The sequence below is a fragment of the Streptomyces sp. cmx-18-6 genome, from assembly GCF_046548915.1.
Taxonomy (GTDB): Bacteria; Actinomycetota; Actinomycetes; order Streptomycetales; family Streptomycetaceae; genus Streptomyces.
On sequence record NZ_JAEBEP010000008.1, the window covers coordinates 284,938 to 300,478 of the forward strand.

Sequence of the window (15,541 nt, forward strand, 5' to 3'; positions counted from 1 at the left end):
GTCTGCTCAGAAGAGGAAGTAGCGCTGGGCCATGGGCAGTTCCGTGGCCGGTGCGGGCTCGACCGGTTCGCCGTCGATGGTGACGGCGAAGCTGTCGGGGTCCACGTGGACGTGCGGCATCGCGTCGTTCTCCCGCATGTCCGCCTTGGTCACGCCTCGGGTGCTGGTGATCGGCGTGAACCGCTTGTCCAGGCCGAGCCGTTCGGGCAGCCCGTCCTCGATGGCCGTCCCGGTGACGAAGTTGAGGGAGCCGCGCGCGGCGGCCCGGCCCAGCGCGCCGAACATCGGCCGGGGCATGACCGGTTGGGGGGTCGGGATGGAGGCGTTGGCGTCGCCCATCTGCGCGTAGGCGATCTGCCCGCCCTTGATCACGGTCTGCGGCTTCACACCGAAGAACGCCGGGTCCCACAGCACGAGGTCCGCGAGCTTGCCGGTCTCCACCGAGCCGATCTCCCGGTCCAGGCCCTGCGCGACCGCCGGGTTGATGGTGTATTTGGCGACATAGCGACGGACCCGGTGGTTGTCGGCCGCCCCGTCCCCCGCGAGCGCGCCGCGCCGCTTCTTCATGACGTGGGCGGTCTGCCAGGTCCGCAGGATCACCTCACCGATGCGGCCCATCGCCTGCGAGTCCGAGGAGATGATCGAGATCGCGCCGAGGTCGTGGAGGATGTCCTCCGCCGCGATGGTGGAGGGTCGGATGCGGGACTCCGCGAAGGCCAGGTCCTCGGGGACGGCCGGGTTGAGGTGGTGGCAGACCATCAGCATGTCGAGGTGTTCCTCGATGGTGTTGACGGTGTGCGGCCGGGTCGGGTTGGTCGAGCTCGGCAGGACGTACGGCTCCGAGACCACGGTGATGATGTCGGGCGCGTGCCCGCCGCCCGCGCCTTCGGTGTGGTAGGCGTGGATGGAGCGCCCGGCGATGGCGGCGAGGGTGTCGGCGACGAACCCGGCCTCGTTGAGTGTGTCGGTGTGGATGGCGAGCTGGGCGCCGGTCTCCTCGCAGACGGTGAGGCAGGCGTCGATGGCGGCCGGGGTCGCGCCCCAGTCCTCATGGATCTTGAATCCCAGTGCTCCGCCGCGCAGTTGGGAGTACATGGCGTCGCGGGATGTGGTGTTGCCCTTGCCGAGCAGCCCGATGTTGACGGGGAAGGTCTCCAGGGCCTCGAACATCCGGGCGAGGTGCCAGGGTCCCGGGGTGATGGTGGTGGCCTTGGTGCCTTCGGCGGGCCCGGTGCCGCCGCCGACGAGCGTGGTGATGCCGCTGGAGAGCGCCTGGTCCACGAGGGTGGGCGAGATGAAGTGGACGTGCGCGTCGACCGCGCCGGCCGTCAGGAACTTGCCGTTGCCCGCGATGATCTCGGTCTCGGGGCCGATCACCAGGTCGGGGTGGACGCCGTCCATGGTGTCCGGGTTCCCGGCCTTGCCGATGCCGGTGATCCGGCCGTCGCGGATGCCGATGTCGGCCTTGACGACGCCCCAGTGGTCGATCACGACCGCGCCGGTGATGACGGTGTCGGGTGCGCCCTCGGCCCGGGTCGTGCGGGCCTGGCCCATGGACTCGCGGATCACCTTGCCGCCGCCGAAGACCGCCTCGTCGCCCGCGCGGCCGGGGCCGCCGGAGCGGTCCTCCTCGATCTCGACGAACAGGTCGGTGTCGGCGAGGCGGATCCGGTCGCCGGCGGTGGGCCCGAACAGGTCGGCGTACACGGCCCTGTCGATGTCAGGCATCGAGGGCGCCTCCGGTTTCGCCGCGCAGGCCGGGGACGACGCGGCGGCCGGCCAGGGGGACGAGTTCGACGTCGACGGGGATGCCGGGTTCGAAGCGGACGGCGGTGCCGGCCGCGATGTGCAGCCGCAGCCCGTGGGCGGTCGCCCGGTCGAAGCGCAGCCCGGGGTTGGCCTCGGCGAAGTGGTAGTGGGAGCCGACCTGGACGGGGCGGTCGGCGGCGTTGAGGACGGTGAGGCGGGTGACGGGACGCCCCTCGTTGAGGGCGATGCCCCCGTCCCCGTACAGGATCTCTCCGGGAATCATCGGCGCGGCCCCGTCAGACGATCGGGTCGTGGACGGTGACGAGCTTGGTGCCGTCCGGGAAGGTGGCCTCGACCTGGACGTCGTGCAGCATCTCGGGGATGCCGTCCATGACCTCGTCCCGGGTGAGCAATGTGCGGCCGGAGGCCATGAGTTCGGCGACGCTGCGGCCGTCCCGCGCGCCTTCCAGCAGATGGGCGGTGATCAGGGCGACGGACTCGGGGTGATTGAGCCGCAGCCCGCGTGCCCGGCGCTTCTCGGCCACGTCGGCGGCCACATGGATGAGCAGGCGTTCCTGCTCGTGCGGGGTCAGTTGCACGCTTCCACCTCATCGTCTTCCGCCCGGCACCGGCCTCCGGGCGCAGCGGGACCCTATCCCCGTTCAACAGTTCGTTGAACGACGAACCCGGCCCTCGCGACCAGGTATTGCACGTTAGGGCGGAAGTTTTTCCATTGCGTTAACTGGCCTTTTGCGGGCCCATGGACATCAGCCCGCGCAACCCGTTCGCCACGACCTCGGGGCGTACGTCCCCGAAGAGCGCCTCCTGGAGGATGAACCCCTGCGCCGTGGCGATCAGCGTGCGCGACACATGGTCGTCCGGCACGTCGCCGCTCAGGATCCCGGCGTCCCGGTAGGCCCTGACCAGCTTCGCCCATGCGGCGCGCATCGCGGCGTACCCCTCGTCCAGCTGTGCGGCGAGCCGCTCGTCGCGCAGCGTCTCGGACCAGAGCTGCACGGCGAGGGCGGCGAAGGTCCGGCGCTCCAGCCCGTGCAGCCGCCCGGCGAGCACCGTGCCGAGCACGCCGCTCAGCAGGGCGTCCGGGGTGGGCGGCGGAGACATGCGGCCGGCTTCCTCGAACGCGCCGCGGATGGTGGACAAGGTCTCCTCGGTGATGGCCGCGATGATGTCCTCCTTGCCGGGGAAATAGCGGTACACCGCACCGGCGGACAGGCCCACCTCCTTGAGGACGTCCTGCATGGACGTGCCGTGGAAGCCGCTGCGCGCGAAACAGCGCGCGGCGCCGTCGAGGATCTGACGGCGGCGGGCGTCGAGGTGTTCCTGGGATACACGGGCCATGGGCTCAACCTAAAACGAACGTTCCTTCTTGACAAGCTCAGAGACCGCGCCGACAGTGGGGCCAGTTCATAAAACGAACAATCCTTCTCTTTGCCTGCCCCGCGAATCGAGGCCCTCATGTCGCTACACCCCAACCGCCGCGCGGTGGCGGTCGCCCTGCTCATCCCGCTGGTGGTGACGCTCGCTCTCTGGGCCTTCGCCTGGCCCGCCGCGCGGATCGCGCCCCGTGACCTCCCGGTGGGGGTGGCGGGCGCGGCTCCGGCGGCCGAGCAGGTGCAGCGGCAGTTCGAGCAGCGCGCGGGAGCCTTCGAGGTGCACCGCTTCGACGACGAGTCCGCCGCGCGGACGGCGATCGAGGACCGGGTCGTATACGGAGCCGTCGTCGTCGGACCGGAAGGCCCGCACGTGCTCATCGCGTCGGCGGCGGGCCCCGTGGTCGCCCAGCTGCTGCGCGAGGCGGTGACGTCGGCGGCGCCGGAGGGCGCTCAGGTCCGGGTCACCGATGTGGTGGCCGCACCCGCCGGGGATCCGCGCGGCAGCGCACTCGGCGCGAGCGTGCTGCCGCTGGCCCTGGCGGGGATGGGGGCGGGAGCGGCCGTCGCGATGCTGGGGCTGCGCGGGACGCGGGCGGCGCTGACGCTGGCCGGATCGGCCGCGCTGGTGGGCCTGGCCGCCACGGCCGTGGCACACAGCTGGCTCGGCGTCATCACGGGCGACTGGTGGACCGAGGCCGGTGTGCTCGCCCTGACGGTCCTGGCCATCAGCGCGGCGGTGGCAGGGCTCGCCGCCCTGCTCGGCCCACGCGGAATCGGCCTGGGCGCGCTGCTGATGGTGCTGCTGGGCAACTCCTTCTCCGGGGTCACCAGCGCCCCCAGGATGCTTCCCGAACCGGTCGGCGCGATCGGCCAGTGGCTGCCGCCGGGCGCGGGCGGGTCGCTGCTGCGCTCGGTCGCGTTCTTCGACGGCAGCGCGGCGGGCGGCGCCGTGCTGACGCTCGCGCTCTGGTCGGCGCTCGGCCTGGCGGCGGTCCTGGTCATGGGCCGACGACGCGGCACGACCGCCGCGCCGACCGCCCCGGCCTCGCGGGGAGCGGCGGTGACCGACTGAGGGCGGGGCCTCACGGTTCGGGCGTTGCGACGCGCCGGGCGCGCGTACGGCAGGGTGTTTCCGGCTCACCCCGGCCCGGGCTTCGCGTTCGGCAGGGCAGGCGGTCTTCCCGGTCGCCCGGGCCGGGCGTCAGGCGCGCGGGTCGCCCGGGCCGGGCGTCAGGCGCGCGGGTCGCCCGGCCCGGGCGTCAGGCGCGCGGGTCGCCCGGGCCGCGGTGCTCGGCCGCGATCCCGAACCGCTGCGAGCCTCCGCGGACGACCGACGTGGCCGAGCCGATCGAGGAGACCGAGCTGATCACCTGCTCCTCGGCCGCCGTCCCCTCCTCCTCCAGCCCCTCCAGCCGTTCCAGGTCGGCGGCGGACACCAGCGCGACGAGCGGCTTGCCGTGCCGTGTCACGACCACCCGCTCACCGCCGTAGACGACCCGGTTGATCAGGTCGGCGAGCTCCGCCCGTGCTTGCGTCACCGGAATCTCGTAAGCCATGGCTCCAGCTTAAGCGGGGCGCGCAACCGCCCAGGGTGGCCTTCCGGCATCCGCGCGGCCCAGCCGCCGGCCCCCCGCGTCGCGCCCCCGGTGGGCCCGCGAACCCGTCACCCTCCCCGCCGCAGGGCCCGCCGGAGCCCGGAGCGCCTGCGAGCAGAGGTCCGCCGGGCCCTTCTTCGCTCCCCTCACTCCGAAGACCCTCCCCCCGATCTGTACGTCCTGTACATTTCTGACGGAGCGTTCGCACGGGTCCCATCCGGACCGCGCCTGCGCTCCGTCACGCGCCGAGGAGAGGGACTTCGCATGATCCGACCCACCGCCCGCCACGTACTGCCCGAGTTCACCGAACGCTCCGCGACCGGAACCCGGACGCTGGACCCGTACTCCAAGCTGCTCTCCGAGCGGATCGTCTTTCTCGGGACTCCGATCGACGACACCGCGGCGAGCGACCTCATCGCCCAGTTCATGTATCTGGAGCACGCCGATCCGGACCGGCCCCTGTCGCTCTACATCAACTCCCCCGGCGGCTCGTTCGGAGCGATGGCCGCGGTCTACGACACGATGCAGTTCCTGACCTGCGAGGTGGAGACCTTCTGCCTGGGCCAGGCCGGCTCCTACGCCGCCGCCCTGCTGGCGGCCGGTGCGCCGGGACGCCGACATGCTCTGCCCGGTGCGCGGGTAGTCATTCAGCAGCCCGCACTGGAGGAGCCGATGCGGGGCCAGCCGTCCGACCTGGAGATCTACGCGCGCGAACTGGTGCGCACCCGCGAGATGTTCACGGCCATGCTGGTCCGGCACACCGGCCGGACCGCCGAGCAGGTCACCGCCGACATCGAGCGCGACACCATCCTCGACGCGAGGGCCGCCCGCACCCATGGGCTGGTGGACCATGTCGTGGAGAACCGCTAGGGGACGTTCCGCGACTCGGTCGACAGGACGCCCCCTCACCCCCAGCCGCCGCACGACGCGAGGTGAACCGCCCATGGAGCCAACGGAGTTCCCGCCCCTGCCCGCACTGACCCGCGCCGAGGGCGAGTTCATCGACTGTTACCTGGCGGTCCTGGACCAGGTGGGCCGCATCAACCCGGCGCGCGGCAGCGACACCTACAGCGCCCTGAGAGCCGCTCAGGCCCTGGCCTCCGGGGCGGCGGCCCTGCGCGACGCCCTGGCCCTGATGCACGAGCGGGGTGAGCGGCAGATTCACGCGGCGACGCTCGCGCGGGCCCTGCGGGTGCTGGACGGCGAGCGTCGGGCGGGCCGGGTCGCCATGCCTCCGACCCCGAACTGAGCCGCTCCGCGCGCCGGGAGCGCATAGAGGGTGTGCCGGCGGATCGCGCCGTGCGACACGCCCGGTCCCGCGATCGATTTTCCTCGCTCGTTCGGCGTAGGAGTTCACCCGCGCGAGCGATGGCTCAACTTGCGTTCCCCGCGTGGGCCGTACTCGAAATGCGCCCTTTCGTCGCTGGTACGAGGGTGTGCGCCCGGCTCGTCGGCGGGCGCGAATCCGCCCTGTCCACTCGAACGGATCAGTGGTGAGGAGACTCACAAATCACCGTTTCGACTCGGAAATCCGGCACTTGGTGGGTCAAGATCCCTGGGACGACAAGCCCCCGCCACCGCGGCGGGGCGGTCCGGGTGGACGCCGAGTCCTGCCGCCTCCCGGATGACTGGTCGACAGGAGTGGATCGGCAGGAGTGGAGGACCCGAGCACAACGGGCCGACCGGGAGACCGGGAAGCCCTCGGGGTGAAGCCGCGTCAAGCGGCCGGGCAACTTCGCCAGCCCGAACCCGACAGGTCATCCTTCACAGGCGGCTGACGAAGGGTTGCGCATGTCTGCGCAGGTTCATGTCCCGTCTCTGTTCGCCCGCTTCGGTACGGCATCGGTGCTCACCCTGGCCGTGACGTCCTCGATGCTGGCACCCGGCCTGGTCGACGACGCCGAGGCCGCCACCCACTCGACGAAGGCGCTGAAGGTCGCCGCGTCGAAGAAGGGCTCCCCTTACAAGTACGGGGCCGCCGGCCCCAACCGTTTCGACTGTTCAGGGCTGACTGTCTACTCGTTCAAGAAGGTCGGCAAGAAACTTCCCCGCACGGCACAGCAGCAGTACAACAAGACCAGCCGTATCTCCTCGTCGAAGAGGAAACCCGGCGACCTCGTGTTCTTCCATTCGGGGCGCAGCGTCTACCACGTGGGCATCTACGCCGGGGCCGGGAAGATCTGGCACTCCCCCAAATCGGGGGACGTGGTGCGACTGGCGAAAATCTGGTCCAAGAGCGTCTGGTACGGACGGGTCCGCTGACCCACCGGCCCGACGCTCTTTCCGTGCGGGCGCTCTCTTCGTGCGGAGGCTCTCTCCGTACTCACCGCAGGAGCGGGCCGGTCACCAGCGCCAGCCCCAGTCCGGTGAGCGCCACACCGCTGCCGCCCTCGATCGCCCGGGCGGTACGCGGTCGGCGCAGCCACCGGCCCAGCCGGTCCACGAGGAGGGCGACGGCCGGGAACCAGATGAGGGCGAGAGCCACCACGAGGGCGGCGAGCACCAGCGTCCTGGGCAACGGCGGCTGCCCGTCCGGGACGAACTGGGGCAGCAGGCTGAGGAAGAGCACGGGCGCTTTGGGGTTGAGCGCGTTGGTCAGGAAACCCTGACGCAGGGCGCGCCCGAACTCCTTGGCCTCCTTGGACTCCTCAGGCGGTACCTGGTCCGGCGTACGGCTGCTCTCCTCGGAGACCCGGCGCCGGACCGCGTACAGGGCGCTGATGCCGAGGTAGAGCACGTACGCCCCGCCGAGCAGTTGGACGGTGCGGAAGAGCACGGGCATCGTCACGAGCACTGCGGCCAGCCCCGCCACGGCGAGCGCGGTGTGCACGAGCAGTCCCCCGGCGACGCCGAACGCGGTGGCCAGGCCGGCGGTCCGCGAGGCCAGGGCGTTGCGTACGACGACGGCGAAGTCGGCGCCGGGCAGCGCGACCATACCGGCGGCGATCCCGGTGAAGGCGATCAGTTGAGCGTCCATGGGGTCCAGCCTGGACCGTGGAAGCCTTTAGCGTGTACTTGCAATCTTCTGGGTCTGCCTAAAGGAACGCTTAATGTACGACGCGACACGGCTCGCGGCGCTGGTGGCGGTCGCCGAGACCGGATCGATCACGCGGGCCGCCGCCCACCTGGGCTACACCGCGCCCGCGCTCTCCCAGCAGCTGGCCAAACTGGAGCGCGAGGCCGGGGCGACGCTCCTGGTGCGCCACCATCGCGGGGCGCGGCTGACAGCGGCCGGGGAGCTGCTGGCGGGCCGCGCCCGGCGGGCCCTGGACGAGCTGGACCAGGCGCGGCACGAGCTGGCACAGCTGGCCGAGCTCTCCGGGGGCAGGCTGCGGGTCGGCACGTTCACGACGGCCGGGGTCCATCTGCTGCCGCCGGTCCTGAGCGCGTTCCGGCGGGCCCATCCGGACGTCGAGCTGGCCGTCACCGAGTACGAGCCCCCGGGCGGGGTCGCCGCGGTGGCGGCGGGCGAAGTGGATCTGGCGCTGACCCACGCCTACGAGCCCGCGGCGGCCGACCCGCCGCCTCCAGGCGTCACCCTGGAACCCTTGCTGGTCGAGGAGCTGGTGCTGGCGACCGCGGTCGGCCACCGGCTCGCCGAGGGCACCGGGCGGCTGGCGGTCACCGAGCTGGCGGGACGGCCCCTGATCAGCAGCGCGCCCACGCATCCGCCCCGGCGCGGTGTGGAGAGCGCGTTGGCGCAGGCGGGCGCCACACCGGCGGTGGTGTGCGAGTCGCCCGGCTACGCGCTGGTGTGCGCGCTGGTCAGCGCGGGGCTCGGGGTGGCGGTGGTGCCGGAGATGGTCGCGTCGCTGTCGTCCACGCCGCTGGCCGTCCGGCGGCTGGAGCCCGCGGCCTTCCGCCGGACGATCTCCGTCGTGCACCGGGGCGAACGGGCGACCGCGGCGGCGGCGACGCTGCTCGCGCTGCTGCGGAGCGGCTTCGGCCGGGGCGCGGCGATCTGAGCGGCTGCTCCCCGTCGCCGGATCCGGAGCGGCTACCTCCGGTCTCCGGATCCGGAGTGGCTGTTCCCGATTCTCCGGATCCGGCCGGGTTCAGGAACCGCCGCTCAGCGGTACGCCGTCCCGCCGCGTCCGTGTCAGCCCTGGACCGGCACCGCCCAGGGCAGGATGATCCAGACCGTCTTGCCGCCTTCGGCCGTGGGGACGACCGTGAGCCGCCCGCCGCGCTCCTTGGCCAGCGCGCGGATGATCACCATGCCCCGCCCGTTGTCCTGCCGTACGGCGGCGGGAAGTCTCTGGGGCCACCGGGGGTGACTGTCCGTCACCCCGAGGCGCAGTTCCTCGTCCCGTTCGAGACGCAGATCCACGGTGAAGGTGGGCGACTGGCCGAAGGTGTGCTGGACGGCGTTGGTGGCGAGTTCCGAGATGATCAGCCGGATGGTGTCGGCGAAGTCGGTGTCCTCTCCGAGGCCCCATTCGGCCAGTGTCCTGGCCACATATCTGCGGGCCGAGGAGACCGAGGCCGGATCGCTCGGCAGAGTGACGGTTGCTTCCTGATGGTCTGCCATGGCGACGCCCGTCCCTTTCGCGCCCCGGCCGACCGGCAGTCGGCCAGGATTGTGCTTCGCGCCAGACTGCCACTGTTGAAGCTCGCTGTAACGACGTTCGACCAAGATATGCATATATCTGTCGCTCGAAGCGGTGAATTCGGGTCCCGCAGGACGTGGACGAAGGGCACACTGACCCCTCTGCGGGCCCGAACCTTGCGGTGCGTGTCGGCCCCGCCCCTTCCCGCACGGCGCAAGGAGACCTGGATGCTGCACGGCCCCGTCGTCCGACGGCGCAAGCTCGGCGAGGAGTTGCGGAGCCTGCGGAACGCCTCCGGGCTGACCAGCCGGGACGCGGCGCGGCTGCTCGGCTGGCACCAGTCGAAGGTGAGCCGCATCGAGACCGGTGCGAGCGGGGTGAGCGCCGACGACGTGACGCGCCTGCTCGACGCCTACGCGGTGCACGACGCGCAGTTGCGCGCCCTGTTCGAAGTCCTCGCCGGATCGGCGGGCGGCGGCGGCTCGGGGTGGTGGCACGCGTACCGGGGGCTGATCCCGCCGCAGTACCGCGACTTCATCAGTCTGGAGTCCCAGGCGAGCACGGTGCGGACGCTGGAGACCTCGGTGGTTCCGGGGCTGCTCCAGACCGCCGGTTACGCCCGGGCGGTGACCCGGGCCGCGCTGGACGGGTTACCGGCGGACCGGCTGGACTCCCTGGTCGAGGTCCGGCTGACCCGTCAGAGAGTTCTGCGCGCGAGCCCGCCGCTGCGGTTCACCGCCGTACTGGACGAAGCCGTGCTGCGGCGCGAGGTGGGCGGCCCCGAGGTGATGCGGGATCAGCTGGGCCATCTGAGTCAGGTCGCTCAACTTCCTCATGTGCGGCTCCAGTTGCTGCCCTTCTCGGTGGGCGGGTATGTCGGCCTCACCGGCCCTTTCGTCATCTTCTCCTTTCCGAACATTTCTGATCTGGATGTGGTCGTTCTCGACCACTTGACGAGTAGCCTCTACCTGGAGCGGAAAGAAGACCTCGAGGCGTACAGCTCGGCCTTCCGCACCTTGCAGGCGCACGCACTGACGCCGGAACAATCGCTGGAGCTCATCGCCGCGATCCGCTGCGGCACTCGTTAGGACGTCCGACTCTGCCCGAGGGGGGCATCATGTCCGACCGTCTCGCACCGCACGCCTTACCGACCGCCGCGGAGCCACTGCTGTGGCGCCGCAGCAGCCGTTCGACCGGAATGAACAACTGCGTGGAGACCGCGCGGCTGGAGGGACCGGATCACGGCGGCGCGCTCCTGACCGTACGCGACTCCAAGGACGTGGAGCGGCCGCCGCTGCGCTTCTCCGCGACGGCCTGGACCACCTTCGTGGCCGGGCTGGACCCGTACCGGGCCGGCTGAGCGAAGCCGTACCGGGTGAGCTGAGCGCGAAGCCGCACGGATGGGCTGAGCGCGAAGCCGCACGGAGCGGCTGAGCGCGAAACCGCACGGAGCGGCTGAGCGCGAAACCGCACGGAGCGGCTGAGCGCGAAACCGCACGGAGCGGCTGAGCGCGAAACCGCACGGAGCGGCTGAGCGCGAAACCGCACCAGTCAGTCGAACGGGGCCAGGGCCTCCCGGGGAGCGGTGGAGACGACCGTGGCCACCGCGGCCGTGATCTGCTCCTCGGTCAGGTCCGCCCGCGCGGTCAGCCGCAGCCGGGAGATCCCGTCCGGCACGGACGGCGGGCGGAAGCAGCCCACCGCGACCCCGGCCGTGCGGCAGTCGGCCGCCCAGCGCACCGCCGCGTCGGCGGAGGGCGCCCGGACCGAGACGACCGCCGCGTCGGGCCGGACCGCGGTCAGCCCGGCGGCGGTGAGCCGCCCGTACAGCGCGAGGGCGACCTCCCGGGCCCTGGCGGCCCGTTCCGGTTCGCGGCGCAGCAGCCGGAGCGCGCCCAGCGCCCCGCCCGCCGCCGCCGGGGCGAGACCGGTGTCGAAGATGAACGTACGGGCCGTGTTGACCAGGTGCTCGATGACGCGGGCCGGTCCGAGGACCGCGCCGCCCTGGCTGCCCAGCGACTTGGAGAGGGTGAGCGTGGCGACGACGCCCTCGCCGCCCGCAAAACCGGCGGCGGCCAGGGCGCCGCGTCCTCCGTCGCCCAGGACGCCGAGGCCGTGGGCGTCGTCGACCAGGAGGGCCGCGTTCGCGGAGCGGCAGACCTCGGCCAGCGCGGACAGCGGCGCCGCGTCCCCGTCGACCGAGAAGACCGAGTCGGTGACGGCGAGCGCCCGCCCCTCGTGGTCGTGGAGGGCCTTGGCGACCGCGTCCGGATCGGCGTGCGGGACGACAGCGGTCCGGGCGCGGGAGAGCCGGCAGCCGTCCACGATGGAGGCGTGGTTGCCGGCGTCGGAGACGATCAGCGAACCGTGGCCGGTCAGTGCCGTCAGGGCCGCGAGGTTGGCCGCGTAGCCGGAGGACAGGACGAGGGCGGCCTCGAAGCCGCAGAAGTCGGCGAGTTCCCGTTCGAGCTCGGCGTGCAGCGCGGTGGAGCCGGTGACCAGCCGCGACCCCGTCGCGCCCGCACCCCAGCGGTGCACGGCGGCGGAGGCTGCGGCGACGACCTCCGGGTGCCGGGTGAGCCCCAGGTAGTCGTTGCTCGCGAGGTCCAGCAGCCCGGCTTCCGCCTCCCTCGGGCGCAGGGCCCGGACCAGTCCGGCGGCGGCCCGGCGGCGGGCCTCGTCGTCGATCCACGCGAACGGGGCGAAGGGCACGAAGGACATGGCAGGCGGTCCCTTTTGTAGGCAGCTCACAGACCCTAGCGGGGTGCGCAGCAGGTCAGGGTGTGGCAATACACACACCCTCGCCCAGGTCTCCTGTCTGGTTCCTCCTTGGCTGGAGGCGGTGCCGTACGCCAGGATCATCTTTCATGGACCTGCTGAACACGCTGGTGGACAAGGGGCTGCGGCGCGAACTGCCGACCCGTGAAGAAGCGCTCGCCGTGCTGGCGACCTCCGACGACGACCTGCTCGACGTGGTGGCCGCCGCCGGCAAGGTGCGCCGCCAGTGGTTCGGGCGGCGCGTCAAACTCAACTACCTGGTCAACCTGAAATCGGGGCTCTGCCCCGAGGACTGCTCCTACTGCTCGCAGCGGCTCGGCTCGAAGGCCGGAATCCTCAAGTACACCTGGCTGAAGCCGGACGAGGCGTCCAAGGCGGCGGCCGCCGGAGTGGCGGGCGGGGCCAAGCGGGTCTGCCTGGTGGCGAGCGGGCGCGGGCCGACCGACCGGGACGTGGACCGGGTCACCAGGACCATCGAGGCGATCAAGGAACAGAACGAGGGCGTCGAGGTCTGCGCCTGTCTCGGTCTGCTCTCCGACGGACAGGCCGACCGGCTGCGTTCGGCGGGCGCCGACGCGTACAACCACAACCTCAACACGTCCGAGGAGACGTACGGGGCGATCACGACCACCCACACCTATGCGGACCGGGTGGAGACCGTGCAGCAGGCCCAGGCGGCCGGTCTCTCGGCGTGCTCCGGGCTGATCGCCGGGATGGGCGAGAGCGACAAGGACCTGGTCGACGTCGTCTTCGCGCTGCGGGACCTGGATCCGGACTCGGTGCCGGTGAACTTCCTGATCCCGTTCGAGGGGACGCCGCTGGCCAAGGAGTGGAACCTCACCCCGCAGCGCTGCCTGCGCATCCTCGCCATGGTCCGCTTCGTCTGCCCGGACGTGGAGGTCCGGCTCGCGGGCGGCCGTGAGGTGCATCTGCGCTCGATGCAGCCGCTGGCGCTGCACCTGGTGAACTCGATCTTCCTCGGCGACTATCTGACCAGCGAGGGCCAGGCGGGCCAGGCCGACCTGGACATGATCGCCGACGCCGGCTTCGAGGTGGAGGGCGCGGGCACGACGACGCTCCCCCGCCACCGGGCCGACGCGCTCGGGGGCGGTTGCGGTTCGCAGGCCGCCACGCCGGAGAAGGCGGGAGGCTGCGGATCGCACGAGCCGTCCGGCGCCTCGGGCTGCGGTTCGCACGGCGGCGGCGGTGGCTGCGGGCCGTGCGGCGGCCATGGCGAGCCGGAGCCCGCCGACGCCGGGGAGAGCGTCCCGGCCGGGCGTACGGAGACGGCGCCGCGCACGGAGACGGCCGGCGCCGCGCGTACGGATCTGGTGGCGGTCCGCCGCCGGGGCGCGGGGACGGATCTCGCCCCCAATGCCTGAGCCGTACGTCCCCGGGCTTCCCCTGTCCGCCGCTCCGAAGCCGTACTCCCCCGACGAACTGCGGGCGCTGGACCGCGCGCACGTCTGGCACCCCTACGGTCCGATGCCCGGCCGGCAGGAGCCGCTGATCGTCGAATCGGCCTCCGGCGTACGGCTCCGGCTCGCCGAACCCGTCGAGGGGCAGCGGGAGTTGGTGGACGGCATGTCGTCCTGGTGGTCGGCGGTGCACGGCTACAACCACCCGGTCCTCAACGAGGCCGCGCGCGGTCAGCTGGACCGGATGAGCCATGTGATGTTCGGCGGGCTCACCCATGAGCCCGCCGTCCGGCTGGCGACCCGGCTGGTGGAGATCACCCCTGAGCCGCTGCGACACGTCTTCCTGGCCGACTCGGGGTCCGTCTCGGTCGAGGTCGCGGTCAAGATGTGCCTGCAGTACTGGCGTTCGGCCGGACGGCCGGCGAAGCACCGGCTGCTGACCTGGCGCGGCGGCTACCACGGCGACACCTGGCAGCCGATGTCGGTGTGCGACCCGGAGGGCGGGATGCACGAGCTGTGGTCCGGCTCGCTGCCCCGGCAGGTCTTCGCCGACGCCCCGCCGGACGGCTTCGACGCGGAGCCGGACCCCGCCTACGTCACTCGTCTGCGGGAGCTGATCGCGCGTCACGCCGACGAGCTCGCCGCGGTAATCGTGGAACCGGTGGTGCAGGGAGCGGGCGGGATGCGGTTCCACTCCCCCGCCTATCTGCGGGTGCTGCGCGAGGCGTGCGACGAGTCGGACGTCCTGCTGGTCTTCGACGAGATCGCGACCGGCTTCGGGCGTACGGGGAAGCTGTTCGCCGCCGGGCACGCCGGTGTGTCGCCGGACGTCATGTGCGTCGGCAAGGCGCTGACCGGCGGCTACCTCACGATGGCGGCGACGCTGTGCACCTCGCGGGTGGCCGAGGGCATCTCGCGCGGCGAGGTCCCGGTGCTGGCGCACGGCCCGACGTTCATGGGCAACCCGCTGGCCGCCTCGATCGCCTCGGCCTCGGTGGACCTGCTGCTCGGGCAGGACTGGGAGGCCGAGGTGGCACGGATCGGGGCGGGGCTGCGCTCCGGCCTGGGGGAGGCGTCAAGGATCCCCGGAGTCGTGGACGTACGCGTCCTGGGGGCGATCGGCGTCGTCCAGCTCGACCACGACGTGGACATGACGGCGGCGACCCGGGCGGCCGTGCGCGAGGGCGTGTGGCTGCGGCCGTTCCGCGATCTGGTGTACACGATGCCGCCGTACGTCACCGGGGACGACGACGTACGACGGATCTGCCGGGCCGTGTGCGCCGCGGCGCGGGAGGGCTGACATGACGACGATCCTGGTGGTGTCCGGTACGGGCACGGAGATCGGCAAGACGGTGGTGACCGCCGCCGTGGCGGCCGCCGCGCGGGGCCGCCGGGTCGCCGTGCTCAAGCCCGCGCAGACCGGGCTCGCACCCGGGGAGCCGGGGGACGCGGCCGAGGTGGCGCGGCTGGCGGGCGGACAGGTGACGGCGGTCGAACTGGCCCGGTTCCCCGAGCCGTTGGCCCCGGCCACGGCGGCCTGGCGGGCGGGGCTCGCCCCGGTGCGGCCGCACGAGGTGGCCGAGGCGGCTCAGAAGCTGGCGACCGAGCACGATCTGGTGCTGGTGGAGGGGGCGGGCGGGCTGCTCGTCCGGTTCGACGACGAGGGCGGCACGCTCGCGGACGCCGCCCGGCTGCTGTCCGCCCCGGTGCTGGTGGTGGCTCCCGCGGGCCTGGGCACGCTGAACGCCACCGCGCTCACGGCCGAGGCGCTGCGGGCTCGGGGGCTGGAGTGCCTGGGCGTCGTGGTGGGCAGCATGCCCGAGCGTCCGGACCTGGCCTCCCGGTGCAACATCGAGGACCTGCCGGTGGCGGCCGGCGCACCGCTGCTGGGCGCCGTTCCGGCCGGTGCCGGGGCCTTGCGGGGCGACGATTTCGCGGCGGCGGCGGGCGGTTGGCTGGCTCCGGAGCTCGGGGGGACGTGGACCGTGCCGTCCATGTGACCCGCCGCCCCCGTGGCCTGCGTACGGACATGCCTGTACCGGCCCGTACGGGGGAGA

The 15,541-nt window shown here is 72.4% G+C and carries 18 protein-coding genes and 1 riboswitch; of the genes, 10 read left to right on the forward strand and 8 right to left on the reverse strand.

Going from position 1 to position 15,541, the window contains the following annotated elements:
• Window positions 1-6: 6 nt before the first annotated feature.
• From ACLJPL_RS20760 to ACLJPL_RS20775, 4 genes are all read right to left on the reverse strand, one after another.
• Window positions 7-1,728 carry an urease subunit alpha gene (locus ACLJPL_RS20760; RefSeq protein WP_411082358.1) on the reverse strand — a complete coding sequence of 574 codons (1,722 nt, stop codon included), beginning with the start codon at window positions 1,726-1,728 and terminating at the stop codon, window positions 7-9.
• Window positions 1,721-2,032 (reverse strand): urease subunit beta, encoded by a 312-nt coding sequence (locus ACLJPL_RS20765; RefSeq protein ID WP_411082359.1) that lies wholly within the window; start codon window positions 2,030-2,032, stop codon window positions 1,721-1,723. The genes ACLJPL_RS20760 and ACLJPL_RS20765 overlap by 8 nt, the downstream gene beginning before the upstream one ends.
• A gap of 13 nt (window positions 2,033-2,045) precedes the next feature.
• On the reverse strand, window positions 2,046-2,348 hold the full coding sequence (locus ACLJPL_RS20770) for an urease subunit gamma (protein WP_411082360.1): 303 nt from the start codon (window positions 2,346-2,348) through the stop codon (window positions 2,046-2,048).
• Window positions 2,349-2,487: 139 nt separating this feature from the next.
• The gene (locus ACLJPL_RS20775) at window positions 2,488-3,108 is read right to left on the reverse strand and encodes a TetR/AcrR family transcriptional regulator (RefSeq protein ID WP_411082361.1); all 621 of its coding nucleotides are present in this window, start codon (window positions 3,106-3,108) and stop codon (window positions 2,488-2,490) included.
• A gap of 117 nt (window positions 3,109-3,225) precedes the next feature.
• On the opposite strand from ACLJPL_RS20775, the gene ACLJPL_RS20780 reads away from it, so the two are divergent.
• Window positions 3,226-4,215 carry an ABC transporter permease gene (locus ACLJPL_RS20780; RefSeq protein ID WP_411082362.1) on the forward strand — a complete coding sequence of 330 codons (990 nt, stop codon included), beginning with the start codon at window positions 3,226-3,228 and terminating at the stop codon, window positions 4,213-4,215.
• A gap of 187 nt (window positions 4,216-4,402) precedes the next feature.
• On the opposite strand, the gene ACLJPL_RS20785 is transcribed toward ACLJPL_RS20780, so the two are convergent.
• Window positions 4,403-4,699: a type II toxin-antitoxin system Phd/YefM family antitoxin gene (locus tag ACLJPL_RS20785; protein ID WP_411082363.1), complete on the reverse strand. Its 297-nt coding sequence runs from the start codon at window positions 4,697-4,699 to the stop codon at window positions 4,403-4,405.
• 303 nt (window positions 4,700-5,002) lie between these two features.
• On the opposite strand from ACLJPL_RS20785, the gene ACLJPL_RS20790 reads away from it, so the two are divergent.
• From ACLJPL_RS20790 to ACLJPL_RS20800, 3 genes are all read left to right on the forward strand, one after another.
• A complete protein-coding gene (locus ACLJPL_RS20790; protein WP_411082364.1) occupies window positions 5,003-5,608 on the forward strand; it encodes an ATP-dependent Clp protease proteolytic subunit in 606 nt (201 codons plus the stop codon).
• Between the two features lie 73 nt (window positions 5,609-5,681).
• Window positions 5,682-5,987, forward strand: coding sequence for a hypothetical protein (locus ACLJPL_RS20795; RefSeq protein ID WP_411082365.1), 306 nt, complete (start codon window positions 5,682-5,684; stop codon window positions 5,985-5,987).
• Between the two features lie 352 nt (window positions 5,988-6,339).
• Window positions 6,340-6,526: riboswitch (cyclic di-AMP (ydaO/yuaA leader) on the forward strand.
• Between the two features lie 3 nt (window positions 6,527-6,529).
• Complete coding sequence (locus tag ACLJPL_RS20800; RefSeq protein WP_411082366.1) at window positions 6,530-7,000, forward strand: C40 family peptidase; 471 nt, start codon at window positions 6,530-6,532, stop codon at window positions 6,998-7,000.
• 61 nt (window positions 7,001-7,061) lie between these two features.
• Here ACLJPL_RS20800 and ACLJPL_RS20805 read toward each other — a convergent pair whose 3' ends face one another.
• A complete protein-coding gene (locus ACLJPL_RS20805) occupies window positions 7,062-7,715 on the reverse strand; it encodes a LysE family translocator (protein ID WP_411082367.1) in 654 nt (217 codons plus the stop codon).
• Window positions 7,716-7,788: 73 nt separating this feature from the next.
• On the opposite strand from ACLJPL_RS20805, the gene ACLJPL_RS20810 reads away from it, so the two are divergent.
• Window positions 7,789-8,703, forward strand: coding sequence for a LysR family transcriptional regulator (locus ACLJPL_RS20810; RefSeq protein WP_411082368.1), 915 nt, complete (start codon window positions 7,789-7,791; stop codon window positions 8,701-8,703).
• A gap of 134 nt (window positions 8,704-8,837) precedes the next feature.
• Here the strand turns inward: ACLJPL_RS20810 and ACLJPL_RS20815 are convergent, their stop codons facing one another.
• Window positions 8,838-9,269 carry an ATP-binding protein gene (locus ACLJPL_RS20815; protein ID WP_411082369.1) on the reverse strand — a complete coding sequence of 144 codons (432 nt, stop codon included), beginning with the start codon at window positions 9,267-9,269 and terminating at the stop codon, window positions 8,838-8,840.
• A gap of 246 nt (window positions 9,270-9,515) precedes the next feature.
• On the opposite strand from ACLJPL_RS20815, the gene ACLJPL_RS20820 reads away from it, so the two are divergent.
• Window positions 9,516-10,376, forward strand: a complete 861-nt coding sequence (locus ACLJPL_RS20820; protein ID WP_411082370.1) for a helix-turn-helix domain-containing protein — start codon at window positions 9,516-9,518, stop codon at window positions 10,374-10,376.
• A 29-nt stretch (window positions 10,377-10,405) separates the two neighbouring features.
• Window positions 10,406-10,648: a DUF397 domain-containing protein gene (locus tag ACLJPL_RS20825; RefSeq protein ID WP_411082371.1), complete on the forward strand. Its 243-nt coding sequence runs from the start codon at window positions 10,406-10,408 to the stop codon at window positions 10,646-10,648.
• A gap of 191 nt (window positions 10,649-10,839) precedes the next feature.
• On the opposite strand, the gene ACLJPL_RS20830 is transcribed toward ACLJPL_RS20825, so the two are convergent.
• Entirely contained in the window at window positions 10,840-12,000 is a 1,161-nt protein-coding gene (locus tag ACLJPL_RS20830) for an 8-amino-7-oxononanoate synthase (RefSeq protein ID WP_411082477.1), read from the reverse strand.
• A gap of 155 nt (window positions 12,001-12,155) precedes the next feature.
• Here ACLJPL_RS20830 and bioB point away from each other — a divergent pair, with 155 nt between their 5' ends.
• Genes bioB through bioD form a run of 3 tightly spaced genes read left to right on the forward strand, consistent with a single transcriptional unit; the run spans window position 12,156 to window position 15,484 of the window.
• Window positions 12,156-13,448: a biotin synthase BioB gene (gene bioB, locus ACLJPL_RS20835; RefSeq protein WP_411082372.1), complete on the forward strand. Its 1,293-nt coding sequence runs from the start codon at window positions 12,156-12,158 to the stop codon at window positions 13,446-13,448.
• Complete coding sequence (locus ACLJPL_RS20840; RefSeq protein WP_411082373.1) at window positions 13,441-14,784, forward strand: adenosylmethionine--8-amino-7-oxononanoate transaminase; 1,344 nt, start codon at window positions 13,441-13,443, stop codon at window positions 14,782-14,784. Before bioB ends, ACLJPL_RS20840 begins: the two co-directional genes overlap by 8 nt.
• A gap of 1 nt (window position 14,785) precedes the next feature.
• Entirely contained in the window at window positions 14,786-15,484 is a 699-nt protein-coding gene (gene bioD, locus ACLJPL_RS20845; protein WP_411082374.1) for a dethiobiotin synthase, read from the forward strand.
• The last annotated feature ends 57 nt before the right edge of the window (window positions 15,485-15,541 follow it).